This is a genomic window from Mycolicibacterium chubuense (genome assembly GCF_001044255.1).
Taxonomy (GTDB): Bacteria; Actinomycetota; Actinomycetes; order Mycobacteriales; family Mycobacteriaceae; genus Mycobacterium; species Mycobacterium chubuense.
Genome location: NZ_JYNX01000036.1, coordinates 52,852 through 76,260, shown reverse-complemented (window position 1 = coordinate 76,260; position 23,409 = coordinate 52,852). Strand labels below are relative to the sequence as shown.

Genomic DNA, 23,409 nt, shown 5'->3' with positions numbered 1-23,409 from the left:
AGGGCCGATCGGGCAGTCTGGTGTCACCATGACGACTGCCCGACCACTGCTCGACGACCTGAGTGACCTGACCGCGCTCCGTGCCGTCGGCGCGGACCCCGACGCGCTGTTCACCGCGTTCGCCGAGTGGGCCGACGCCGCCGGCACCCCGCTGTACCCGGCGCAGGAGGAGGCGTTGATCGAGTTCGTCAGCGGCGCCAACGTCGTGCTGGCGACACCCACCGGGTCGGGTAAATCCCTGGTCGCGACCGGGGCCCAGTACGCGGCGCTGGCGGCCGGCCGGCGCAGTTACTACACCGCGCCGATCAAGGCGCTGGTGAGCGAGAAGTTCTTCGCGTTGTGTGGCGTCTTCGGCGCGGACAACGTCGGCATGCTGACCGGCGACGCCGCGGTCAACGCGCACGCCCCGATCATCGTGTGCACCGCCGAGGTGCTGGCGAACACGGCGCTGCGCGAGGGCGCCGAGTCCGACATCGGTGTGGTCGTGATGGACGAGTTCCACTTCTACGGCGACCCCGACCGCGGCTGGGCGTGGCAGGTGCCGCTGCTCGAGTTGCCGCGCGCCCAGTTCCTGCTGATGTCGGCCACGTTGGGCGACGTCACATTCCTGCGGGAGGATCTGACCCGGCGCACCGGGCGGCCGACCGCACTGGTGGCGCACGCCGAGCGTCCGGTCCCGCTGTTCTACTCATATGCCACCACGCCGATGCACGAGACCGTCGGCGATCTGCTCGACACCCGCCAGGCACCGATCTACATCGTGCATTTCACCCAGGCCTCGGCGCTGGAACGGGCGCAGGCGCTGATGAGCGTCAACGTCAGCACCAAGGACGAAAAGGCGGCGATCGCCGAGAATCTCGGAGCGTTCCGCTTTTCATCGGCTTTCGGGTCGACGTTGTCACGGCTGGTGCGGCACGGCATCGGGGTCCACCACGCCGGCATGCTGCCCAAGTACCGGCGGCTGGTGGAACAGCTCGCCCAGGCCGGCCTGCTGAAGGTCATCTGCGGTACCGACACCCTCGGAGTGGGCATCAACGTGCCGATCCGCACGGTGGTGTTCACCGCGCTGTCGAAGTACGACGGCACCCGCACCCGGCTGCTCACCGCGCGCGAGTTCCACCAGATCGCCGGACGTGCGGGACGGGCCGGGTACGACACGGCCGGCACCGTCGTGGTGCAGGCGCCCGAGCACGAGGTGGAGAACCTCAAGCAGTTCGCGAAGGTGGCCGACGACCCGAAGAAGCGTCGGAAACTGGTGCGGCGCAAGGTTCCCGAGGGCATGGTGCCCTGGAGCGAGAAGACGATGACGCGTCTGGTCGACGCCGCACCCGAGCCGCTCACGAGCAACATGCGGGTGTTCACCGCGACGATCCTCGACGTGGTGGACCGCCCCGGTGACCCGTTCCAGGCGATGCGCCGACTCCTGACCGACAACCACGAACCCCGCAAGCGTCAGCTGCGACTGATCCGCGAGGCGGTCGGGATCGCGCGCTCCCTGCTGCAGGCGGGGGTCGTCGAGCGGCTGCCCGAACCCGAGCCCGACGGGCGGCGCTACCGGCTGACCGTCGACCTGCCGCCGGATTTCGCGCTGAACCAGCCGCTGTCGACATTCGCCCTCGCGGCGATCGACGTCCTCGATCGGAGCGCGGAAAGCTATGCGCGCGATGTGGTTTCGGTGATCGAGGCGACGCTGGAGGACCCGCGGCAGATCCTGACCGCCCAGCTGAAGAAGGCCAGGGGCGAAGCGGTGGCGGCGATGAAGGCCGAGGGCATCGAGTACGACGAGCGCATCGAACTGCTCGACGACGTGACCTATCCCAAGCCGCTGGACGATCTGCTGACCGGGGTCTTCGAGATCTATCTGCAGTCCAATCCGTGGGCGGCCGACGGAGCGCTCTCGCCCAAGTCGGTGGTGCGCGAGATGTGGGAGGGGGCGTTCACGTTCCGCGAGTACGTCAGCGTCTACGGATTGACCCGGTCGGAGGGGGCGGTGCTGCGCTACCTGTCCGACGCGGTCAAGGCGTTGCGCTCCGGCGTGCCCACCGCCGCGCGGACCGAGGAGCTCACCGACATCACCGAATGGCTGGCCGAGCTTGTGCGCCAGGTGGATTCGAGTCTGCTCGACGAGTGGGAGCAACTGACCAGTCCGGATCAGCCGCTGGACGCTCCGGTGGCCGTGCCGGTGCGGCCGCGGCCGCTGACCGGCAACGAGCGCGCGTTCACCGCGATGGTCCGCAACGCGCTGTTCCGGCGGGTGGAACTGTTCGCGCGGGAACGCTACGACGAGTTGGGCGCGCTCGACGGCGGATCAGGCTGGACGGCGCAGCGCTGGCAGGACGCGGGCGACGCGTACTTCGACGAGCACGACGACGTCGGTATCGGCCCCGACGCGCGCGGCCCTGCGCTGCTGATCATCGAGCGCGAGGCTGAGATCTGGCGAGTGCGTCAGATCCTCGACGACCCGGCCGACGATCATGACTGGGGTATCGACGTCGAGGTCGATCTCACAGCGTCCGACGAGGAGGGCGTCGCGGTGCTGCGCGTAGTCGACGTGGGGCGGATGGACTAGGGCTCGATCACGTGGTTCGGGTCGGGCCGGCGCTCCGGCGGGGCCTGGCTGTAGTCACCCCACGGGCCGTCGCGGCGTTCGACCGCCGCGCGCACCCCGTCGGTGGCCGCGGTGCCGATGAAGTCCAGCGCGTCGGGGGTGTTGCGCATCAGGCCGTCGAGGATGCCGCCGAGGGTCTGCGTCGACGCCAGACCCATGTTCTCGTAGGCCTGATTCACGATCAGCTTCTGGGCCTGCAGCTGCGACAGCGGAATCGTGGCGAGCTTCGCCGCGATCTCGGCGACCCGCGCCTCGAGACGTTCGAACGGTACCGATTCGTTGATCAATTCGACTGCGGCAGCTTCCTTTCCGGTCAACGGCTCGCCGGTGAGCGAGTGCCACTTCACCTTGGCCAGGCTCAGCCGGTAGAGCCACATGCCGGTCAGGTAGGAACCCCACATGCGGGCGTAGGGGGTCCCGATCACGGCGTCATCGCTGGCGATCACCAGGTCGGCGCACAGGGCGTAGTCGCTGGCCCCACCGACACACCAGCCGTGCACCTGCGCGATCACCGGCTTGGACGCCCGCCAGATCGCCATGAACTTCTGCGTCGGCCCGGTCTCCCGGGCGCTGACCATCGCGAAATCCTTCCCGGGATCCCACCGGCCGTCGGTGTTCATCGCCTCACCCCAGTGCTCGAAGCCGCCACCGAAGTCGTAGCCGCCCGAGAACGCACGTCCGGCGCCGCGCAGCACGATGACCTTGACGGCGGGATCGCGCTCGGCCAGCCCGATCGCCGCCTCGATCTCGTCGGGCATCGGCGGCACGATGGTGTTCAGCCGCTCGGGACGATTCAGCGTGATGGTGGCGACGGGCGCGTGCGCGCGGTACAGAATGGTCTCGAATTCGGTCACCTGAACAGGTCTATCGCCAGTCGTGGAACGCGTCGAGCAGGCGGTCCCGGAAGGCGGTGTCCACGGTGTCTTCGCAGATCGCGCTCAGGGCTCCCATGGTGGTACGGAACTGCTGCAGGTAGTTTCCGCAGCCGTCGCAGCCATGCAGATGCTCCTCGAAACGCGCCCGCGCCTCGGGATCGAGGGCACCGTCCAGATAGTTGGTGACCAGCTCCACGAGCTCGTTGCAGTTCATCGATCGCTGTCCGGTCACGTCGCGTCCCTCACGTAGTCCTCGAGCGCCTGCCGGATCGCCGCCCGCCCTCGGTGCAGGAGTACCCGCTGATTCGCCAGCGTGATGCCGAGCAGCCGACTCACCTCCGCCGAGTCGACATCCAGCACGTCGCGCAGCGTGACGACGACGCGCTGCCGTTCGGGCAGTCGCTCGAGCTCACGCCGGGTCACGGCCATCAGCTCGGCGCCGAGCACCGAGCCCTCCGGCGACTCGGGGAACGGTGAGGGCTCCTGCCCGTCGCGCCAATGGCCGGACCACCTCTCGTCGCGGTCACAGAACCGGTCCGGGCTGACGGTGGCCCCCAAGTACGCGGCGATCTGCACCTCGGTGTCCTTGCGGTCTCGCAGGCCCCGCTTCTTGGCGATGTTGATCAGCACCGTGAAAAGCCAGCTGCGCAGCGAGGATCGACCCTCGAAACCGTCGATACCCTTCAGGAGGGCGATCCACGCCTCCTGCACGACGTCCTCGGCGACTTCGCGTGAGCTGACATAGCCCTGCGCGACCCGGAGCATGGCGGGTGTGTGCCTGTCGACCAGCGCGGCGAAGGCCGACTCGTCGCGGGCGCGTAGCGCCGCGATCAGGTCGGCCTCTTCCGCGGAGGTGACGGTCATGTCTGCGAGATCGTAACCCGACATGTCACGCCTGGGAACCCCGCAGCGCGTCGGCGAGCGTCCACACGGAGATGCCCAGCAACGCAACGTCTTTGATCAGGAACTGGCCGGTCGAGGAGAGTACCGCGAATCCCGCCGAGGCCTCCAGCACACCCGGCGTGGTGAACAGAAAGCTCAGCGTGGCGACGAAAAGCCCGACCGCGACCAGACTGCCCACCGCGGAAAGCCTTGGCCACCAGGGCTTCACCGCGATCAGCGCAGCCGTCACGAGCTCCAGCACGCCGAGCGCCGAGGAGAAGGCCCGGACCGACATGATGTCGTACACCCAGCTCATCAGCGGGCTGCCGGCGACCAGTCCCATGATGCCCTGCGCCTCGAAGGCGGTGAACTTCAGCGCGCCGATCCAGGCGATGACGACGACCAGGCCGTACCGGGCTGTCAGCGCACCGGCGTGCTCGAGGGCGGTGAGACCGGGCCGGTGGGTGAGGGTGGTCATGACGGCTCCTTTCCGTTGACCGGTAGTGCCCGCAGGAGCCGGGGGCGTTACATGCCCGGTGGAGGATCGGGTTCGCGCATCGGGGGATCGGCCGAATGGATCCGGCCGCCGATTTTGATGTTGGGCGTCCGGAAATAGGCCCACCCCGTCATCAGGATCAGCGCCGCTGCCGCCAGGGCGACCGAACTTCGCACGTCAGGAAGGCCGCCGAGGACCAGCAGGACCACACCGGCGGCGGTACCCGACCAGTAGATCCGCCGTTTGACCGCGCGCCTCGGCAGCTGCGCGGTGTCCCAGCCGGGCACGGCGATGCCGGCCAGCAGCAGCGCGGCGCCGGCGATCAGCAGGATCTCCGAGATCGTCATGGCAGGACGAGCTGGAACCCGTCGACGATCTCCGAGGAGTCGCGCATGTACGTGGGGTTGCCGGCGTCGGTGGTCTGCACGGTCAGCGTCGCCAGATAGGTCGAGGTCTGGCTCTGAGCGACGACGGCGTGCATGATGACGGGCCGCAGCGGCGCCGGACCCATCGGCGGTGCGGTGTAACGCGTTGTCTCCGAGGGGAATCCGCAGGTGGTGTTGCTCTCGGTGCGCAGGTCGTAGGCGCCCATCATGGCGGTCAGGTTGTTGCGGTTCTGGGCGAACACCTTCTCGGGATCCTGGGTGCCGGGCACCGACTCGAGGGTCACCACCGCGTTAGGGGCGAACTGGTCGGAGATCAGGTCCTGCGCGACGATCGCGAACCGGATGATCTGGTTGTCCATCACGGTGTTGCGTTCCCACCCCAACGGCACGGGAACGCGCAGTTGCGGTTCGCGGGGATTCTTCGGCGGGACGTCGGTCAGCGGTGCCGTCACCGTGGCGCACTGTCCCTCGCCCGTCGCGGCGGCGCCCGCACCGGCGGCGGCGGTCACCGCGGTGCCCGTGATGTCACGGGCGCAGCCGGTGAGCAGCAGCGCGGTCGCCAGCAGCGCGGCGCAGCACGCTCGGGTGAACGTCACGTCAGTTGCCTCCCAGTGTGCGGAGCAGGAATTCGTAGATCAGCGCGGAGCGGAACGCCACCTGCGGATTGTCCGCCGCGCCGGCGTGCCCGCCCTCGATGTTCTCGTAGTACCGCACCGGATGCCCCGCCGCCTCCAACGCGGCGGTCATCTTCCTGGCATGGCCGGGGTGCACGCGATCGTCGCGCGTCGACGTGGTGATCAGCACCGGCGGGTAGCGCCGATCGGCCGAGATGTTCTGGTAGGGCGAGTATTTGGAGATGAACGCCCAGTCGTCGGGATCGTCGGGGTCGCCGTACTCGGCGACCCAGGACGCGCCCGCGAGCAGCAGGTGGAAGCGCTTCATGTCGAGCAGCGGCACGCTGCAGACCAGTGCGCCGAACAGTTCCGGGTACTGGGTGAGCATGATGCCCATCAGCAGGCCGCCGTTGCTGCCGCCCTGGGCGCCCAGGTGTTCGACGGTGGTGATGCCGCGCGCCACCAGGTCGCGGGCCACCGCGGCGAAGTCCTCGGCGACCAGATGCCGGCCCTCCCGCATGGCCTGCGTGTGCCAGGTGGGGCCGTACTCGCCCCCGCCGCGGATGTTGGCCAGCACGTAGGTGCCGCCGCGGGACAGCCACAGCCGGCCCAGCACCCCGTCGTAACCGGGGGTGCGGGCCACCTCGAAGCCGCCGTATCCGCCGAGCAGGGTCGGTCCGGGGGCGTGCGCGTGGCGGTGGCCCACCACGAAGTACGGGATCGCGGTGCCGTCGTCCGACGTCGCGAAGTACTGGTTCACCGACAGGTCGGCGGCATCGAAGAACGACGGCGCCCGCTTGATCTCGCTCAGCGGACCGCCCGCCGCGCCGTACAGCAGCCGCGAAGGGGTGTCGAAACCCGAGGAGTCCAGGAAGATCTCGTCGCCGAGGTGATCGGCCGCCACGATCGCGGTGTTGGTGTTATCCGGGAGCCCGCTCACCGGCTCCGAGGTCCACGTTCCGGGGGTCAGCACCTCGACGTGGCTGGCCACGTCGGCGAGGGTGACCACGACCAGTCGGTCGCGGGTCCACGCGTAGTGGTGCAGGCTGGTGTGCGCGTCCGGGGTGAAGATGGGCGTCAGTTCGGCTGTTCCGCAGAGGAATTCGGTGTAGTCCGCGGCCAGCAGGGAGCCCGCGGGATAGGTCGTCGACGCCGCCCCGTAGTTGTAGTGCCAGTCGGTGCGCAACTCGATCAGCAGCCAGGTGCGGTGGATCGAGATGCTGGCGTCGGTCGGGGTGTCGATCCTGATCAGCTCGTCGCCGCGCATCTCGTAGACCTCTTCGTTGAAGAAATCCAGGGCGCGGCTGATCAGCGTGCGCTCGAAGCCGGGGGTGCGGTCCACCGACGCGGCGACCAGGACGTCGGCCGGATCGCCCTCGAAGATCGTCTCCGCCTCGTCGAGCGTCTGACCGCGCTTCCAGCGCTTGACCAGCCGCGGATATCCCGACTCGGTGAGCGACCCCTCCCCGAAGTCCGTCCCGACCAGCAGCGTGTCCTCGTCGACCCAGGTGGTCTGCGACTTCGCCTCGGCGAGTTCGAACCCGTCGTCGACGAAAGATCTGGTCGACATGTCGAATTCACGCACCACCGCGGCGTCGGAGCCACCCCGGGACAGGCTGACCAGCGCCCGGGTGTGGTCCGGTTCGATGACGTCGGCGCCGGCCCACACCCAGTTGGTGTCGTCGGCGCGGGCCAGCTCGTCGACATCGATGACGACGTCCCACTCGGGCGTCTCGGTGCGGTAGCTCTCGAGGGTGGTGCGCCGCCACAGACCCTTGGTGTTGGTCGCGTCGCGCCAGAAGTTGTAGAGGTATTCGCCGCGACGCCGCACGTAGGGGATTCGCGTGTCGGTGTCGAGCACCTCCAGCGCCTCGGCGCGCATCTGCTCGAAGCGCTCGCCGCCGAGTTCGGCGATCGTCGGCTCGTTGTGGGAGCGCACCCACGCCAGCGCGTCGTCGCCGGTGACCTCCTCCAGCCACAGGTGGGGGTCCGGTGCTTCAGCCGCGTTCGTCACGCCCCCATTCTGCGGGTAGGGCGCTCAGCTGAGGTGATGCACCTCCTGCAGGCCGTACACCGGGGTGGCCATTCCCTCGTAGCGGGCCTTGAGCTGCAGCGCCAGATACAGCGAGTAGTGCCGCGACTGGTGCAGGTTGCCGCCGTGGAACCACAGGTTGGGCTGCTGCGTGGGCTTCCACATGTTGCGCTGTTCGCCCTCCCAAGGCCCGGGATCCTTCGGAGTGTCGCTGCCCAGACCCCACACCTTGCCGACCCGGTCGGCGACCTCCTGACCGATCAGGTCGGCGGCCCAGCCGTTCATGGAGCCGTAGCCGGTCGCGTAGACCACCACGTCGGCGGGCAGTTCGGTGCCGTCGGCGAGCACCACCGCGCCCTCGGTGAGACGGTCGACCTGCCCGTGCGCCAGCTTGATCCGGCCGTCGGCGACCAGGTCGCACGCGCCGACGTCGATGTAGTAGCCCGAGCCGCGGCGCAGATACTTCATGAACAGACCGGATCCGTCGGCGCCCCAGTCCAGTTCGAAGCCGGCCGCCTCGAGGCGGTCGTAGAACTCCTTGTCGCGCTCGCGCATCTGGTCGTAGAGCGGGATCTGGAACTCGTGCATGATCCGGTAGGGCAGCGACGCGAACGTCAGGTCGGCCTTCTCGGTCGTCATGCCCGACGCCAGCGCCCGCTCGGAGTACAGGTCGCCCAGCCCGATGTCCATCAGGGTGTCCGACTTGACGATGTGCGTGGAGGACCGCTGCACCATGGTGACGTCGACGCCGTTCTCGTAGAGCGCCTTGCAGATGTCGTGGGCGGAGTTGTTCGAGCCGATCACGACGGCCTTCTTGCCGACGTACGGGTCCGGTCCGGGGTGGGCCGACGAGTGGTGCTGCTCGCCGCGGAAGACGTCCTGGCCGGGCAGCGTGGGCACGTGCGGCTTGCCCGACATGCCGGTCGCCAGCACCAGCTGCGTCGGATGCAGCGTGAGGCGCTCGCCGTCGCGGTCGACCTCCACGGTCCAGGTGCTGCTGGCGTCGTCGAAGGTGGCCGACAGGCACGTCGTCTTCGACCAGTACGGCACCTCCATCACGCGGGTGTAGAACTCCAGCCAGTCGCCGATCTTGTCCTTCGGCGCGAACACCGGCCAGTTCTGCGGGAACGGCAGGTACGGCAAGTGGTCGTACCAGACCGGGTCGTGCAGGCACAGCGACTTGTACCGCTTGCGCCACTGATCGCCGGGCCTTTCGTGCTTGTCGACGACGATCGCCGGCACGCCGAGCTGACGCAGCCGCGCGCCGAGCGCGATGCCGCCCTGGCCGCCGCCGATCACCAGCGCGTAGGGCTGCGTGGTGCGGCCGAGTTCGGCGTCCTCGGCGGCCTTCTTCTCGGCCCACGACCGCGGATCGGGGTCGTCGCCGTGCACGGCGCCCATCACCCTGGTCGCCCCCTTGGGCTCCTCGTGCCCCTTGAGTTCCTGCAGCGCGGTCAGCAGCGTCCAGGCCTGATCACCTTTGAGTCGCAGATGGCCGGTGCCGCGGCCGCTGCCGGTCTCGAACTCGATGAACGCCGAGGTGACGTCGCCGTCCTGGGTGGCGGGCTCCTTGGTCCGGAAGCCCGACGGGTCGGTCTCGATCAGCCGGGCGCCCAGCATGTCGGCGATCTGGTCGCGGCCCTCGAGGGTCTTGATGTTCCAGGTGAACGACACCAGATCGCGCCAGAAGCTGTCGACGGCGAACATGCCGACGGCGCGTTCGATGTCGCGGACGGCCAGCGCTGCCTCGAAGTCGGCCAGCCAGGCGTCGATGCGCTGCTGAGGGGTCAGATCAGTGCTCTCAGGGGTTGAAGTCTGAGGGTCGAGAGTAGAAGTCATGTGAGCAAGAGCACACCCTGGGCGAGGCCGGCACAAGAGTTGCGAAGCGTTGCAACCCCGGCCACCCGCGCCCGCTGCAACCCCCTGCAACTCTTTCGCGGTGTGGCCGCCGTCACATAGACATGCCGATATGAAAGCAGCTGTCTACTACGGACCCAACAAACTCGAGATCGACGACGTCGCCGAACCGGAGGTCCGCCCCGGCACTGTGAAGCTGCAGGTGGGCTTCAACGGCATCTGCGGCACCGATCTGCACGAGTACTACGCCGGCCCCATCTTCGTGCCGACGTCGCCGCACCCGCTGACCGGTGCGCAGCTGCCGCTGACGATGGGCCACGAGTTCTCCGGCACCATCACCGCGGTCGGGGACGGGGTGACCGGCTGGAGCGAGGGCGACCGCGTCGCCGTCGAGCCGATCTACAAGTGCGACCACTGCGGACCCTGCCGGGCCGGCAACTACAACGTCTGCCAGCAGATCGGTTTCCACGGGCTGATGTCCGACGGCGGCATGGCCGAGTCCACCGTCGTGCCGACATCGATGCTGCACCGGCTGCCCGACAACGTGTCGCTGGAACTCGGTGCGCTCGTCGAGCCCATGTCGGTGGCCTACCACGCGGCCACCCTCGGCGACGTCAAAGCCGGCGACACCGCGATGGTGTTCGGCGCCGGCCCGATCGGCATCGGGCTGTGGTTCGCGCTGCGCGGCAAGGGACTCGACGACGTGTTCGTCGTCGAGCCGTCCCCGACCCGGCGCGCGGCCATCGAAGCCCTCGGCGCGCGCACCTTGGACCCGACGGGCACCGACGTCGCCGCGTTCATCGCCGAGCACACCTCCGGCAACGGCGCGGACGCGGTGTTCGACGCCGCGGGAGTGACGCCCGCGGTGAGCACCGCACTGGCCTCTGTCGGCTCGCGCAGGCCGATGATCAGCGTGGCGATCTACGAAAAGCCGCTAGAGACACCGCTTCTCAACCTGGTGATGAACGAGTCCCGGATCCAGGGATCGCTGTGCTACACCGGTGCGGACTTCGAAGCGGTGATCGCGCTGATGGCCGACGGCCGCTACGACACCACCGGCTGGGTGACCCGGATCCCGCTCGACGACGTCGTCGACGAGGGATTCGAGGCGCTGCACGCCGGCACCAAGATGAAGGTTCTCGTCGACCCCAACGGAGCGATCTGACATGACACTCAACGGAAAAGTCGCCCTGGTCACCGGTGCCGGGCGCGGCATCGGGCGTGGGATCGCGCTGCGGCTGGCACGCGACGGCGCCGACATCGCACTGGTCGATGTCACCGGCGACGCGATCGACAGCGTGGCGGGTGAGATCACCGAAATCGGCTGTAAAGCAACCACGTTCGTCGCCGACGTCAGTGACCGCGAGCAGGTGTTCGCCGCCGTGGAGCACGCCGCCTCCGCACTCGGCGGCCTCGACATCATGGTGAACAACGCCGGCATCGCCCTGGTCGGTCCGATCATCGACGTGACGCCCGCGGAGCTGAAGAAGTTGTGGGCGATCAACGTCGACGGCGTGCTGTGGGGGATCCAGGCCGCCGTCGCGCAATTCAAGAAGGCAGGCAACAAAGAAAAAGGGAAAATCAGCAAGATCATCAATGCCTCCTCCATCGCCGGGCACGACGGCTTCGCGATGCTCGGCCCCTACAGCGCGACCAAGTTCGCCGTGCGCGCCCTCACCCAGGCCGCAGCCAAGGAGCACGCCGCCGACGGCATCACCGTCAACGCCTACTGCCCCGGCGTGGTCGGCACCGACATGTGGGTGGAGATCGACAAGCGGTTCGCCGAACTGACCGGCGCCGCCGAGGGCGAGACCTACGACACGTTCGTCGGCGGCATCGCGCTGGGCCGCGCCGAGACGCCCGACGACGTCGCGGGGTTCGTGTCGTATCTGGCCGGGCCCGACTCCGACTACATGACCGGCCAGGCCGGCCTCATCGACGGCGGCCTGGTTTACCGCTGAGATGGAGAGCACAATCGCCAGTGATGCCAGGGTCGTCCGTGCCTGAACCCGCCGTGGCCGTCGGCGAGGATCCGCGCAGCTATGCGCGGCTGATGTCGGCTGTCTACGACGCGACGATGGCCGGGCACCGGGCACCGGCGCGCCCCCGCGAAGTGATCGGTGACTCCTGGCAGCGGTTGCTGGCCAGCGGGATCGAACCCAGCGACACCCCGGTGGTCGAGACCGGTGGCTTGGAGGCGCTGCGGCGGGCGTCGGGCCTGATGGAGGTGCTCGACGAGATCTCCCACGGCCTCGAATCGCTGGTCGCCGACGGGGAGAACATCCTCGTCGTCGCCGACGCGCAGGGCCGGGTGCTGTGGCGCTCCGGCTCGCCGGCAGTGCTGAGCAACGCCGACCGGCTCGGGTTCGTCGAGGGCGCGCACTGGGGCGAAGGGGCCGTCGGCACCAACGCGATCGGCACCGCGCTCGCCGCGCAACGAGCGGTCCAGGTGTTCTCTGCCGAGCACTTCCTGCGCAGCCACCACGCCTGGACATGCGCGGGGGCGCCAATCCGCGACCCGCGGACCGGGCAGGTCATCGGCGTCGTCGACGTGTCCGGCCCGGCCGCGACCGTGCACCCCACCACCATCGCGCTCGTCGACGCCGTCGCACGGCTGGCCGAATCGCACCTGCGCTCCGAGCACGACCGCACGCTGAACCGGCTGCGCACGGTCGCCGCACCGATCCTCGCCCGCATGGGCACCCCCGCGCTGGCCGTGGACACCGAGGGCTGGGTCGCCGCGGTGGACGCGATGCCGCTGCACAACCGGATCCTGCTGCCCGACCAGATGGGTCCGGGCCGGGTGTGGCTCGCAACGCTGGGGCCGTGCGCCGTCGAGCCGCTGCCCGGCGGCTGGCTGGTGCGGCTGGCCGAGGGTGATGACGACGCCGGTGCCACGCACGTGTCGCACGTGACGTTGGACTTCGCCGACCCGGACAAGCCGTCGCTGCGGCTGGCAGGGGAGTTCGGATGCTGGCGCCACGACCTGTCGCTGCGCCATGCCGAGATCCTGTGCGCGCTGGCACGCTCGCCGCAGGGACGCTCCGCGCCGCAGCTGGCCGAGGATCTGTACGGCGACCGCTCCCGGGTGGTGACGGTGCGCGCCGAGATGTCGCGGTTACGCAAGCAGTTCGTCGGCCTGCTCGCCGCGCAGCCATACCGGTTCGCGTCGTCGGTCGGGCTGACGGTCTGCTATCCCGCGGATCGGCGCGCACTGCTGCCGCCGTCGACGGCGCCGGCGATCCGCGCCGCCCGGGTGGGGGAGGATGGATAGCGTGCCCGCACCGAACCGAGCCCTGATCACCGCCGCGGCGGCCGACCTGCTGCGCACGCTGCAGGACCGCCACGGCGCGTTGATGTTCCATCAGTCCGGCGGATGCTGCGACGGCTCCTCGCCGATGTGCTACCCCGACGGGGACTTCGTCGTCGGCGACCGCGACGTGCTGCTGGCGGTGTTCGACGTCGGCGACGGGGTGCCGGTGTGGATCTCCGGTCCGCAGTTCGACGCGTGGAAGCACACCCAGCTGGTGATCGACGTGGTGCCCGGCCGCGGCGGCGGCTTCAGCCTCGAGGCCCCCGAGGGCAAGCGGTTCCTGTCCCGGGGGCGCGCGTTCACCGACGAGGAGAACCGGGCGCTGGCCGGCGAGACCGTGGTGACGGGCGCGGCGTACGAGCGCGGCGAGCGACCCGTGTCGAGTGGGACGCACGTCGTGGCCGAGGGCGTCGACGCCTGCCCGATGCCGCTGAGGTAGCCGCCGCGCACCAGACGCCAGCGCGCCTCCCGGGAAAGCCGCTGCACCGGGTTTACCGTCGAGAGGTGATCCCGCTGCCCCGCGCATCGGTATTGGCCGGAGTGATGATCGTCGGCGTCGCCCTCGGCATGATGGGCGCGCTCCTCGCCGCCGTCGAGATCACCGCGCCCGTCCGCCCCGACGTCGTCATCGCCCTCGTCGTCGGCATCCCCGGCGTCCTCGGCACCCTGACCATCCTGATGTCCGGAAGACGCTGGGTCACCGCCCTCGGCGCGCTCGTCCTCGCCGTCGGGCCCGGCTGGTTCGGCGCGCTGGCCGCTCTGCAGGTGGCCACCGGTGTCTGAGCACACGCAGCCCTACACCCCGGAGTTCACCGGCGGCTTCGCCGCGCAGAGCGTGATCGATGACCCCGCCCCGCACACCGCGGCACCGGTCGTCGTGCCCGGAGTGCCGCAGTTCCTCGGCCGCTGGCGGTTCGTGCTCGTCACCGCGGCGGTCTGGATCCTCGCCGCCGCGGCAGGGGCGGGCCTGTACTACTGGTGGTATCACTCGCTGGAGAAGTCCCTGCCGGTGTTCGCGGTCCTGGTGTACCTGGTCGCCTGCATCGTCGGCGGCCTGCTCACCGCGATGGTGCAGAACCGGCCGTCGGTCACCGCGCTGGCGATCGCGTTCATGTCGGCGCCGCTGGCCTCGACGGCGGGGGCCGCGTTGCTCTACGGCGGATACGTCTTCGGCTGGATCACCCGGTAGCCAGTTGCCGAAGACCACTAGGGTGGTAAGGCGTGACCCACTATGACGTCGTCGTTCTCGGAGCAGGCCCCGGCGGGTACGTGGCGGCCATCCGCGCCGCCCAGCTCGGGCTGAACACCGCCATCATCGAACCCAAGTACTGGGGCGGCGTGTGCCTCAACGTCGGGTGCATCCCGTCCAAGGCGCTGCTGCGCAACGCCGAGCTGGCGCACATGTTCACCAAGGAAGCCAAGACGTTCGGCATCAGCGGGGACGTCAGCTTCGACTACGGCGCCGCGTTCGACCGCAGCCGCAAGGTCGCCGAGGGCCGGGTGGCCGGTGTGCACTTCCTGATGAAGAAGAACAAGATCACCGAGATCCAGGGCTACGGCAAGTTCACCGACGATCACACGATCGTGGTCGAACCGACCGGGGATGACCAAAAAGACCCTGTGACCGTGACGTTCGACAACGCGATCATCGCGACCGGCGCCCACACCAAGCTGGTGCCCGGCACCAAGCTGTCGAAGAACGTCATCACCTACGAAGAGCAGATCATGGAGCGCGACCTGCCCGGCTCGATCGTCATCGCCGGCGCCGGCGCGATCGGCATGGAGTTCGCGTACGTGATGAAGAACTACGGCGTCGACGTCACGATCGTCGAGTTCCTGCCGCGCGCACTGCCCAACGAGGACGCCGAGGTCTCCAAGGAGATCGAGAAGCAGTACAAGAAGCTCGGCGTGAAGATCCTCACCGGCACCAAGGTGGAATCCATTGAGGATGACGGGTCGACGGTCACGGTCAAGATCAGCAAGGACGGCAAGGGCGACGAGCTCAAGGCCGACAAGGTCATGCAGGCCATCGGCTTCGTGCCCAACGTCGACGGCTTCGACCTGAAGAAGACCGGCGTCGAGCTGACCGATCGCGGCGGCATCGCGATCGACGACTACATGCGCACCAACAAGCCGCACATCTACGCGATCGGCGACGTCACCGGCAAGCTGCAGCTCGCCCACGTCGCCGAGGCGATGGGTGTCGTCGCCGCCGAGACCATCGCCGGCGCCGAGACGTTGGCCCTCGGCGACTACCGGATGATGCCGCGCGCGACATTCTGCCAGCCGCAGGTCGCCAGCTTCGGTCTGACCGAGCAGCAAGCCAAGGACGAGGGCTACGACGTCGTCGTCGCCAAGTTCCCGTTCACCGCCAACGGCAAGGCGCACGGCCTGGCCGACCCGACCGGCTTCGTGAAGCTGATCGCCGACAAGAAGTACGGCGAGCTGCTCGGCGGTCACCTGATCGGCCCGGACGTCTCCGAGTTGCTGCCCGAACTCACCCTGGCGCAGAAGTGGGACCTGACCGCCAACGAGCTCGCCCGCAACGTGCACACCCACCCGACCCTGTCGGAGGCGCTGCAGGAGTGCTTCCACGGCCTGGTCGGCCACATGATCAACTTCTAATTGAGGGCGATCTGGGTCGCCGGGATCGGCGGATTGGTGGTCGGCCACATGCTGTGGCTGGCCGGGATCTCCGCGGCCATCGGGTCGACCGACATCCCGATGTGGGTGCTGGTCGTCGCCGCGGTGTCGTTCCTCGTGGCGATCGCGGGCGGGTACCTGGGCTGGCGGCAGTGGCAGCAGAAGTCGCGTAGAGCGGAGGCGTGGGCGGTGTTCTGCTGGGCGCTGCCGGTGTCACCGGTGCTGTTCTCGCTCACCGTGCTGGGCGTGACCTACCTTTAACCGCCAATCCCTGACGGCGTCGCTGCCCGATCCCAGACAATGAGCCGGTGGGGGACGGGGTGGCCGACAATTTGATCCTGCGCTGGTGGCGTCAGCGCGACGAATACCAGTGGCGCATCGACTTTCTGCGCAGCCGCGGGCTGCTGTCGGTGCTGAGGCACGTGATCGCCGGCATCGGGGTCACGATGGGCGTGCTGTCCCTGCTGAACGTGTACGCGCCGCCGGGTGTCGATGCGCCGTTGATCCGCGCGGGCTGGGCGTTCGTGGCCCTGGGCTCGCTGGGCTGGGCGGCGCGCTGGGCGCTGCTGCCGTGGCCGTCGGCCCGTGAGTCGGCGGTGCTGGTCGCGTTCGTCGACGTCATCATGACGATCTCGGCGCTGTTGTTCGGCGACGCGAACCTGGCCATGTCGGGCATCCCGATCCTGTTGTGCGCCGGCGGTTACGTGGTGTTCTTCCACGGCCCGCGACTGCATCTGGCCCACATCGCGTGGTGCACGGTCTCGGTGGTCGGCATCGCGGTCTGGTTGGCGGTGAGCGCACCGGAATACGGGCTGCAGGTCGCGGTGTCGCGGGCGGTCATCGCGCTGCTGGTCACCGTCTGCATCCTGCCGGCCCTGCAGTTCGGATTCTGGTTGCTGCAGGGCAGTTCCAAACAGTCGCTGACCGACCCGCTGACCGAACTGACGAACCGGCGCGGTCTGGCGGTGTCGATCACACGGCTCGACGAGAGCGCGCCGCTGCAGTCGGATCTGTGCGCGCTGCTGATCGACGTCGACGGCTTCAAGGCGGTCAACGACACCCTCGGCCACGCCGTCGGGGACGAGGTGCTGATCCGCACCGCGCGCAGGATCCGGCAGAGCGTGCGCAGCGAGGCCGTCGTCGTGCGCTGGGGCGGCGAGGAATTCCTGGTGGTGGACCGGATCTCAGCCAGGCAGGCCGGTGCCGTCGCCGAACGGATCCGGGCGTCGGTCTCCGCACCCGCCCAGCCCGCGGTGACCGTCAGCATCGGCCTCGCGACGAGCACGAGATGGGGCTCGGACCTCGAAGAGGTGATCACCGCGGCGGACACCGCGATGTACGAGGCCAAGGCTCGCGGCGGCGACCGCGTCGTGATCGCCGCCGACGTCTGGTGAGCCTTAGTCCGGGAAGTCCAGCGGCACCTGAAGAGTCGTGATCGTCGCGGCGAGACCGTCGTATTGCGCTGTGAGCAAGCAGAATTCGATCAGCTGCTGGGTGTTGTAGTGCCGCGACAGCGCCTGCCACGTCTGCGGTGAGACGCCGCGGGTGACGACGAACTCGTCGGTGGCGGTGAGCAGCGTGCGTTCCCGGTCGGTGAGGCCGTCGGCGTCGGGCCCGGCGAAGATCGCGGCCTGGGTGGCCGCGTCCACGCCGCGGGTGCGGGCCAGCCTGCGGTGCTGCTGCAACTCGTACTCGCAGTCGCGCAGATGGCCGACGCGCAGGATCACGAACTCCGCGTCGCGCCGCGACAGCTTGCCGGCGCCGAGCAGATAGAGCGACTGCGGCAGCCACGCCAGGAACAGCAGCCGGTGCCGGCCCAGCACGTTGACGAGGCTGAACCGCGGCCGCCGGATGCCCTTGGCTCCGACCTTGGCGATCGCCCAGTTGACCGGGCCGAGCTCCTTGAAGCCACCCGGAGGAATGCGTGCGGTGCTCATGACTGCCTCACCAGATAGGGGGACACCGTCGAGCGGTGTTCGTCGATGTCGAGCGCGCGGCCCAGCGCGGGGAACGCCCGCTGCGGGCAGTTGTCCCGCTCGCAGACCCGGCAGCCGGCGCCGATGGGCGTCGCGTTATCACCACTGAGGTCCAGGCCTTCCGAGTAGACCAGCCGGTGCGCGTGCCGCAGTTCGCAGCCCAGGCCGATCGCGAACGTCTTACCCGGCTGACCATAGCGCGACGCGCGCCGCTCCACCGTGCGCGCCACCCACATGTACGCGCGGCCGTCGGGCATCTCGGCGATCTGCACGCCGATCTTGCCGGGGTTGGCGAACGTCTCGTAGACGTTCCACAGCGGGCAGGTGCCGCCGCTGGAGGAGAAGTGAAAACCAGTGGCGGACTGGCGTTTCGACATGTTGCCTGCGCGGTCGACGCGGACGAACGAGAACGGCACCCCGCGCATCGACGGGCGCTGCAGCGTGGACAGCCGATGGCAGATGGTCTCGTAACTGGCCGAGTAGTACGCCGAGAGCCGTTCGACGTCGTAGCGGAACTTCTCGGCGACGTCGTGGAACTGGGCGTACGGGAGCACCGTCGCCGCGGCGAAGTAGTTGGCCAGCCCGAGGCGGGCGAGCTTGCGCGACTCCTCGCTGGTGAAGTGGCCCTCGTCGGCGAGCTTGTCGATCAGGTCGCCGTACTCGAGGTAGGCGAGCTCCGAGGCCAGCCGGAAGACCCGCTGCCCGGTCGACAGGTGCGCGGTGATCTCCAGCGTCTTGGACACCGGGTCGAAGCGGTGCAGCACGCCTTCGCCGAGGTCGAGGCGGCGGATGATCGTCACGCCGTGCACGAACCGCAGCCGGTCGGACAGGTCGCCGGCCAGGTCGCCCCGCTGGATGCGCATCCCGGCCGTCAGTTCCTCGGCGGCGGTGTCCAGCTCGTGCAGATAGTTCTGCCGCTGGTAGAAGTAGTCGCGCACCTCTTCGTGCGGCATCGAGATCGCCCCGGTGCCGCTGGCACCCGAGGTGGCGTTGCCGACGGTGAACCGGTCCTCGGTGGCGGCGGCCAGCTGCGTCGTCGTCAGCTGGTAGCGGCGGTGCAGGTTGACCATGGCGCGGGCCAGCGCGGGATGCGCGCCCACCATGTCGGCGACCTCGGCGGGCCCGACGTCGACGTCGAGGTCCCGGTCCATCAGCACCTCGCGTAGCTCGGCGATCAATCGGGTGTCGTCCTGGGAGGCGAAGAATGTCGCGTCGACGCCGAACACCTCGGTGATGCGCAGCAGCACCGCCACCGTGAGCGGGCGCACGTCGTGCTCGATCTGGTTGAGGTAGCTGGGCGAGATGTCGAGCATCTGAGCCAGCCCGGCCTGGCTGAATCCACGCTCGTTGCGCAACTGCCGGACCCTGGCCCCGACGTAGGTTTTGGCCACGTCAACTAGCCTAACAACCCTGCTAAGTGCTGATTTGCATCATTGGCAAGTGGTGTGCGTGTGGCATCATCAGGATTCGTGAGTACCCCCGGTCGGCCGACTGCCGCGACGCAGGGCCTGGCCAAGACGATGATGCCGGTGCCCGAGGGGCACCCCGACGTCTTCGACGTCGAATGGCCGCTGCGGGTGGCCGACGTGGACCGCGAGGGCAGGCTGAAATTCGACGCGGCCACCCGGCACATCCAGGACGTCGGCACCGATCAGCTACGCGAGATGGGGTTCGAGGAGACCCATCCGCTGTGGATCGTGCGCCGCACGATGATCGACATGATCGAGCCGATCGTGTTCAAGGACATGCTGCGGTTGCGGCGCTGGTGTTCGGGCACCTCGAACCGCTGGTGCGAGATGCGGGTGCGGATCGACGGTCGCAAGGGCGGTCTCGTCGAATCCGAGGCGTTCTGGATCAACATCAACAGGGAGACGCAGGGTCCCGCGCGCATCGCCGACGACTTCATCGAAGGCCTGCGGCGCACGACCAGCGAGGGCCGGCTGCGGTGGAAGGCCTATCTGAGCGCGGGTGGGCGCGAGGACGCCGAGCAGATTCGCGACTACCCGGTGCGCGTCAGCGACATCGACATCTTCGATCACATGAACAACTCGGTGTACTGGTCGGTGGTGGAGGACTTCCTGCAGTCCCGCCCCGAGTTGTTGACGGCGCCGCTGCGGGTGACCATCGAGCACGATCTCCCCGTCGCGCTCGGCGACAAGTTGGAGATCCTCCGCCACACCTATCCGGCCGGATCGACCGAGAAGTTCGGCGCCGACCTGAGCGACCGGACTGTTACAACGCTCACATATGCGGTCGGCGACGAGGTCAAAGCGGTCGCGTCGATCTTCGCGCTCTGAATCGCTTCACCTAAACAGTACGGCCGTACTGACCTGCGACGATCGTTTACCGGCCGGTAACTTCTGAACCGGTTCAGCAGGTCGTGGTCTTCGCAATCTTCGCAACTTCCCTGCGTCCGTTGGCGAAAGTTTACAAGCGAAACGGGTGGACCTGCGGTTATGGCGTGATGCATGCTCGGTTCAGCACACCAGTGAAGACGCTGAACGTTAACAACTTTTCGAAGGAGCAATCCTATGTCGACCGTGGGCACGCCGAAGTCCCCCGAACAGATCCAGCACGACTGGGACCACAACCCGCGGTGGAAGGGTGTCACCCGCACCTACACCCCGCAGGACGTGGTGGCCCTGCAGGGCACCGTCGTCGAGGAGCACACCCTGGCCCGCCGCGGCGCCGAGGTGCTCTGGGAGCAGCTGCACGACATGGACTTCGTCAACGCGCTCGGTGCGCTGACGGGCAACATGGCCGTCCAGCAGGTTCGCGCCGGCCTGAAGGCCATCTACCTGTCGGGATGGCAGGTCGCCGGTGACGCGAACCTGTCCGGCCACACCTACCCCGACCAGAGCCTCTACCCGGCCAACTCGGTGCCGCAGGTCGTGCGCCGCATCAACAACGCGCTGCTGCGCGCCGACGAGATCGCCAAGGTCGAGGGCGACCGCTCGGTGGAGAACTGGCTCGCGCCGATCGTCGCCGACGGTGAGGCCGGCTTCGGTGGTGCGCTCAACGTCTACGAGCTGCAGAAGGCGATGATCGCCGCCGGCGTCGCGGGTTCGCACTGGGAGGACCAGCTGGCCTCGGAGAAGAAGTGCGGCCACCTCGGTGGCAAGGTGCTGATCCCGACCCAGCAGCACATCCGCACGCTGACCTCGGCCCGTCTCGCGGCTGACGTCGCCGGCGTGCCGACCGTCGTCATCGCCCGGACCGACGCCGAGGCCGCCACGCTGATCACCTCCGACGTCGACGAGCGCGACCAGCCGTTCATCACCGGTGACCGCACCGCCGAGGGCTTCTACCGGGTGAAGAACGGCCTCGAGCCGTGCATCGCCCGCGCCAAGGCCTACGCGCCGTTCTCCGACCTGATCTGGATGGAGACCGGCACCCCGGACCTCGAGCTGGCCAAGAAGTTCGCCGAGGGCGTCAAGAGCGAGTTCCCGGACCAGATGCTGGCCTACAACTGCTCGCCGTCGTTCAACTGGCGCAAGCACCTCGACGACGCGACGATCGCGAAGTTCCAGAAGGAGCTCGGCGCGATGGGCTTCAAGTTCCAGTTCATCACGCTGGCCGGCTTCCACGCGCTCAACTACTCGATGTTCGATCTGGCCTACGGCTACGCCCGCAACCAGATGAGCGCCTACGTCGAGCTGCAGGAGCGCGAGTTCGCCGCCGAGGAGCGGGGCTACACCGCGACCAAGCACCAGCGCGAGGTCGGCGCCGGCTACTTCGACCGGATCGCCACCACCGTGGACCCGACCTCGTCGACCACCGCGCTCGCGGGCTCGACCGAAGAGGGCCAGTTCCACTAGATCGCTGACGCATGACAGCATGAGCCCCGCCTGGGCTTCCCGGGCGGGGCTCATCGCTGCGACGGTAGGAGAGATGTGAGCATCGAACGAGTCGGCGTCGTGGGCGCCGGGCAGATGGGCGGCGGCATCGCCGAGGTGTGCGCCAGGGCCGGTGCGGCCGTGGTGGTCTACGAGCCGTCGGCGGAGCTGGCCGAGGCGGGCAGGGCGCGCATCACGGCGTCGTTGGAGCGGGCGAAGGCCAAGGGCAAGCTGGCCGCCGACGAGTTCGAGATCACCCAGGCCCGGCTGACATTCACCAGCGACCTCGCCGACCTGGCCGACCGCCAGCTGGTGATCGAGGCGATCGTCGAGGACGAGGCCGTCAAGGCGTCAGTGTTCGCCAAGCTCGACGAGATCGTCACCGACCCCGACGCGGTGCTGGCGTCGAACACCTCCAGCATCCCGATCATGAAAATCGCTGCGGCGACGAAGAATCCGAGCCGGGTGCTGGGTCTGCACTTCTTCAATCCGGTGCCGGTGCTGCCGCTGGTCGAGCTGGTCAACACGCTCGTCACGTCTGACGAGGCGATCGCACGGGTCGAGCAGTTCGCCGGGGAGACGCTGGGCAAGAAGGTGGTCCGCTGCGGCGACCGGTCGGGCTTCATCGTGAACGCGCTGCTGGTGCCGTACCTGCTCTCGGCGATCCGGATGGCCGAGGCCGGCGTGGCCAGCGTCGAGGACATCGACACCGCCGTCGTCGCGGGGCTCTCGCACCCGATGGGTCCGCTGCGGCTGTCCGACCTGATCGGCCTGGACACCATGAAGCTGATCGCCGATTCGATGTACGACGAGTACAAGGACGCCCACTACGCGCCGCCGCCGCTGCTGCAGCGCATGGTCGAGGCGGGCCAGCTGGGCAAGAAGACCGGCAAGGGTTTCTACAGCTACTGACCCCCGCGTCGAGTGTGCAGGTTTTCTACGCATCGCTCGAGTGAGGCGTGCGAGACCTGCACGCTCGGTGCCACGCCAAGGGCCTTCGCGACGCGACGGACCATGGTGTTCGGTTGGTCGCGCAACTGGGTCCAGCTCACGCGGATGACCGTCCATCCCTGCTCCGCGAGGAACTCCCAGCGCTCGATGTCTCGGGCGCGCTGCACGGGATCGGTCCAGTGGTGTCCGCCGTCGTACTCGACGGCGACGAGCAGGTCTGGCCAGCCCATGTCGAGGCGGTAGCGCACACGCCCGTCTGCATCCTGTACCGGGATCTGCGTGACCGGGCGCGGTAGTCCCGCCGCGACCACGAACAGGCGCGTGAGCGTCTCGGTCGGCGACTCGGCCCCTGTATCGGCGAGGCTCAGTGCCGTCATCAGTCGACGAATACTGCGGACGCCGGGGTAGCGTCCGGCTACCGCCCGCACGTCGTCGATCCGGCAGCCGGTGGCATGCAACAGCGCGTCGATGTGCTGGACGGCGGCGACAACGGGATGGCGGCGACCGATGTCGAACGCCGTCCGTGCGGGCTTCGTCACCGCGACGCTGCCGATGCGGCAAACGTCCCGGTCGGCGACCGTGTCGGTGAACACTGCGATGCCCTTGGGCGCCCGACGGTGAGCCCGGATGAGCTCTGCTGCAGCCCTTTCGGAAGCGAAGCGGCTCCCGAGCAGGGCTGCAGCACTGACGCCGGCCACCGTCGCCGATCGCCCGGACCACAACCAGGCCGCCACCGCCTTGTCCTGCGCGGTGAGCTTCAGCCCGCCGCGCACGTAGACGTTCTGAAACAGCTTCGTGTAGTCGCGGGCCAGTTCCCGGCGGGTCACCTGGCCCGCCGCGAGGGCCTCGCTGGCCAAGAGGATGTTGGTTGGCATGCCCGCATCATCGGAATGAGCTCCGACGAATCAGGCGAGCGTGCAGAAGTTATACACAAACCCCA

At 68.5% G+C, this 23,409-nt stretch carries 24 protein-coding genes; 13 read left to right on the top strand and 11 right to left on the bottom strand.

The features are described from left to right. Positions 1-28 precede the first annotated feature (28 nt). Positions 29-2,569, top strand: coding sequence for a DEAD/DEAH box helicase (locus MCHUDSM44219_RS13645; protein ID WP_048418785.1), 2,541 nt, complete (start codon positions 29-31; stop codon positions 2,567-2,569). Here MCHUDSM44219_RS13645 and MCHUDSM44219_RS13640 read toward each other — a convergent pair. Genes MCHUDSM44219_RS13640 through MCHUDSM44219_RS13605 form a run of 8 tightly spaced genes read right to left on the bottom strand, consistent with a single transcriptional unit; the run spans position 2,566 to position 9,732 of the window. Next, positions 2,566-3,462 (bottom strand): crotonase/enoyl-CoA hydratase family protein, encoded by an 897-nt coding sequence (locus tag MCHUDSM44219_RS13640; RefSeq protein WP_048418784.1) that lies wholly within the window; start codon positions 3,460-3,462, stop codon positions 2,566-2,568. The genes MCHUDSM44219_RS13645 and MCHUDSM44219_RS13640 overlap by 4 nt on opposite strands. A 10-nt stretch (positions 3,463-3,472) precedes the next feature. Beyond that, positions 3,473-3,715, bottom strand: a complete 243-nt coding sequence (locus tag MCHUDSM44219_RS13635; RefSeq protein ID WP_413783605.1) for an anti-sigma factor family protein — start codon at positions 3,713-3,715, stop codon at positions 3,473-3,475. Further along, positions 3,712-4,347 carry an RNA polymerase sigma factor gene (locus MCHUDSM44219_RS13630; protein WP_053081257.1) on the bottom strand — a complete coding sequence of 212 codons (636 nt, stop codon included), beginning with the start codon at positions 4,345-4,347 and terminating at the stop codon, positions 3,712-3,714. Before MCHUDSM44219_RS13630 ends, MCHUDSM44219_RS13635 begins: the two co-directional genes overlap by 4 nt. Positions 4,348-4,372: 25 nt before the next feature. Next, positions 4,373-4,843 carry a YkgB family protein gene (locus MCHUDSM44219_RS13625; RefSeq protein ID WP_048418782.1) on the bottom strand — a complete coding sequence of 157 codons (471 nt, stop codon included), beginning with the start codon at positions 4,841-4,843 and terminating at the stop codon, positions 4,373-4,375. A gap of 47 nt (positions 4,844-4,890) precedes the next feature. After that, positions 4,891-5,208 carry a hypothetical protein gene (locus MCHUDSM44219_RS13620; RefSeq protein WP_048418781.1) on the bottom strand — a complete coding sequence of 106 codons (318 nt, stop codon included), beginning with the start codon at positions 5,206-5,208 and terminating at the stop codon, positions 4,891-4,893. Next, positions 5,205-5,843: an LpqN/LpqT family lipoprotein gene (locus MCHUDSM44219_RS13615; protein WP_048418780.1), complete on the bottom strand. Its 639-nt coding sequence runs from the start codon at positions 5,841-5,843 to the stop codon at positions 5,205-5,207. The genes MCHUDSM44219_RS13620 and MCHUDSM44219_RS13615 overlap by 4 nt, the downstream gene beginning before the upstream one ends. Position 5,844: 1 nt before the next feature. Next, positions 5,845-7,875 carry a prolyl oligopeptidase family serine peptidase gene (locus tag MCHUDSM44219_RS13610; RefSeq protein ID WP_048418779.1) on the bottom strand — a complete coding sequence of 677 codons (2,031 nt, stop codon included), beginning with the start codon at positions 7,873-7,875 and terminating at the stop codon, positions 5,845-5,847. 24 nt (positions 7,876-7,899) lie between these two features. Further along, complete coding sequence (locus tag MCHUDSM44219_RS13605; RefSeq protein ID WP_172506312.1) at positions 7,900-9,732, bottom strand: flavin-containing monooxygenase; 1,833 nt, start codon at positions 9,730-9,732, stop codon at positions 7,900-7,902. A gap of 130 nt (positions 9,733-9,862) precedes the next feature. Between MCHUDSM44219_RS13605 and MCHUDSM44219_RS13600 the strand changes: the two genes are divergently transcribed. The 9 genes from MCHUDSM44219_RS13600 (at position 9,863) to MCHUDSM44219_RS13560 (ending at position 17,100) form a co-directional block, all read left to right on the top strand. Further along, positions 9,863-10,915, top strand: a complete 1,053-nt coding sequence (locus tag MCHUDSM44219_RS13600; protein WP_048418777.1) for a 2,3-butanediol dehydrogenase — start codon at positions 9,863-9,865, stop codon at positions 10,913-10,915. Position 10,916: 1 nt separating this feature from the next. Continuing rightward, positions 10,917-11,711, top strand: a complete 795-nt coding sequence (locus MCHUDSM44219_RS13595; RefSeq protein WP_048418776.1) for an acetoin reductase — start codon at positions 10,917-10,919, stop codon at positions 11,709-11,711. 23 nt (positions 11,712-11,734) lie between these two features. After that, positions 11,735-13,024 (top strand): helix-turn-helix domain-containing protein, encoded by a 1,290-nt coding sequence (locus MCHUDSM44219_RS13590; RefSeq protein WP_048418775.1) that lies wholly within the window; start codon positions 11,735-11,737, stop codon positions 13,022-13,024. Between the two features lies 1 nt (position 13,025). Next, positions 13,026-13,502, top strand: coding sequence for a DUF779 domain-containing protein (locus tag MCHUDSM44219_RS13585; RefSeq protein WP_109777755.1), 477 nt, complete (start codon positions 13,026-13,028; stop codon positions 13,500-13,502). A 65-nt stretch (positions 13,503-13,567) separates the two neighbouring features. Beyond that, complete coding sequence (locus tag MCHUDSM44219_RS13580; RefSeq protein WP_048418773.1) at positions 13,568-13,846, top strand: putative holin; 279 nt, start codon at positions 13,568-13,570, stop codon at positions 13,844-13,846. Continuing rightward, positions 13,839-14,252, top strand: a complete 414-nt coding sequence (locus tag MCHUDSM44219_RS13575; RefSeq protein ID WP_048418772.1) for a hypothetical protein — start codon at positions 13,839-13,841, stop codon at positions 14,250-14,252. The genes MCHUDSM44219_RS13580 and MCHUDSM44219_RS13575 overlap by 8 nt, the downstream gene beginning before the upstream one ends. Before the next feature lie 32 nt (positions 14,253-14,284). Next, positions 14,285-15,688: a dihydrolipoyl dehydrogenase gene (lpdA, locus tag MCHUDSM44219_RS13570; protein WP_048418771.1), complete on the top strand. Its 1,404-nt coding sequence runs from the start codon at positions 14,285-14,287 to the stop codon at positions 15,686-15,688. After that, a complete protein-coding gene (locus MCHUDSM44219_RS13565; RefSeq protein WP_048418770.1) occupies positions 15,689-15,967 on the top strand; it encodes a hypothetical protein in 279 nt (92 codons plus the stop codon). Between the two features lie 47 nt (positions 15,968-16,014). Then, complete coding sequence (locus MCHUDSM44219_RS13560; protein ID WP_048418769.1) at positions 16,015-17,100, top strand: GGDEF domain-containing protein; 1,086 nt, start codon at positions 16,015-16,017, stop codon at positions 17,098-17,100. 3 nt (positions 17,101-17,103) lie between these two features. On the opposite strand, the gene MCHUDSM44219_RS13555 is transcribed toward MCHUDSM44219_RS13560, so the two are convergent. Beyond that, positions 17,104-17,643 carry a carboxymuconolactone decarboxylase family protein gene (locus MCHUDSM44219_RS13555; RefSeq protein WP_048418768.1) on the bottom strand — a complete coding sequence of 180 codons (540 nt, stop codon included), beginning with the start codon at positions 17,641-17,643 and terminating at the stop codon, positions 17,104-17,106. Further along, positions 17,640-19,073: an acetate metabolism transcriptional regulator RamB gene (gene ramB / locus MCHUDSM44219_RS13550; protein ID WP_048418767.1), complete on the bottom strand. Its 1,434-nt coding sequence runs from the start codon at positions 19,071-19,073 to the stop codon at positions 17,640-17,642. The genes MCHUDSM44219_RS13555 and ramB overlap by 4 nt, the downstream gene beginning before the upstream one ends. Before the next feature lie 129 nt (positions 19,074-19,202). Here ramB and MCHUDSM44219_RS13545 point away from each other — a divergent pair, with 129 nt between their 5' ends. The 3 genes from MCHUDSM44219_RS13545 (at position 19,203) to MCHUDSM44219_RS13535 (ending at position 22,430) form a co-directional block, all read left to right on the top strand. Next, positions 19,203-19,979 carry an acyl-[acyl-carrier-protein] thioesterase gene (locus MCHUDSM44219_RS13545; RefSeq protein WP_048418766.1) on the top strand — a complete coding sequence of 259 codons (777 nt, stop codon included), beginning with the start codon at positions 19,203-19,205 and terminating at the stop codon, positions 19,977-19,979. A 234-nt stretch (positions 19,980-20,213) separates the two neighbouring features. Beyond that, a complete protein-coding gene (aceA, locus tag MCHUDSM44219_RS13540) occupies positions 20,214-21,500 on the top strand; it encodes an isocitrate lyase (RefSeq protein WP_048418765.1) in 1,287 nt (428 codons plus the stop codon). A gap of 75 nt (positions 21,501-21,575) precedes the next feature. Beyond that, a complete protein-coding gene (locus tag MCHUDSM44219_RS13535; protein ID WP_048418764.1) occupies positions 21,576-22,430 on the top strand; it encodes a 3-hydroxybutyryl-CoA dehydrogenase in 855 nt (284 codons plus the stop codon). Here the strand turns inward: MCHUDSM44219_RS13535 and MCHUDSM44219_RS13530 are convergent. Continuing rightward, positions 22,424-23,326: an endonuclease domain-containing protein gene (locus MCHUDSM44219_RS13530; RefSeq protein ID WP_330218622.1), complete on the bottom strand. Its 903-nt coding sequence runs from the start codon at positions 23,324-23,326 to the stop codon at positions 22,424-22,426. The two genes, MCHUDSM44219_RS13535 and MCHUDSM44219_RS13530, sit on opposite strands and share 7 nt — an antisense overlap. Between the last annotated feature and the right edge of the window lie 83 nt (positions 23,327-23,409).

Coding starts and splice junctions, on each gene's coding strand:
- MCHUDSM44219_RS13645 (WP_048418785.1), top strand. CDS start 29: ATGACGACTGCCCGACCACTGCTCGACGACCTGAGTGACCTGACCGCG.
- MCHUDSM44219_RS13630 (WP_053081257.1), bottom strand. CDS start 4,347: ATGACCGTCACCTCCGCGGAAGAGGCCGACCTGATCGCGGCGCTACGC.
- MCHUDSM44219_RS13625 (WP_048418782.1), bottom strand. CDS start 4,843: ATGACCACCCTCACCCACCGGCCCGGTCTCACCGCCCTCGAGCACGCC.
- MCHUDSM44219_RS13620 (WP_048418781.1), bottom strand. CDS start 5,208: ATGACGATCTCGGAGATCCTGCTGATCGCCGGCGCCGCGCTGCTGCTG.
- MCHUDSM44219_RS13605 (WP_172506312.1), bottom strand. CDS start 9,732: ATGACTTCTACTCTCGACCCTCAGACTTCAACCCCTGAGAGCACTGAT.
- MCHUDSM44219_RS13600 (WP_048418777.1), top strand. CDS start 9,863: ATGAAAGCAGCTGTCTACTACGGACCCAACAAACTCGAGATCGACGAC.
- MCHUDSM44219_RS13595 (WP_048418776.1), top strand. CDS start 10,917: ATGACACTCAACGGAAAAGTCGCCCTGGTCACCGGTGCCGGGCGCGGC.
- MCHUDSM44219_RS13590 (WP_048418775.1), top strand. CDS start 11,735: ATGCCAGGGTCGTCCGTGCCTGAACCCGCCGTGGCCGTCGGCGAGGAT.
- MCHUDSM44219_RS13555 (WP_048418768.1), bottom strand. CDS start 17,643: ATGAGCACCGCACGCATTCCTCCGGGTGGCTTCAAGGAGCTCGGCCCG.
- MCHUDSM44219_RS13545 (WP_048418766.1), top strand. CDS start 19,203: ATGATGCCGGTGCCCGAGGGGCACCCCGACGTCTTCGACGTCGAATGG.
- aceA (WP_048418765.1), top strand. CDS start 20,214: ATGTCGACCGTGGGCACGCCGAAGTCCCCCGAACAGATCCAGCACGAC.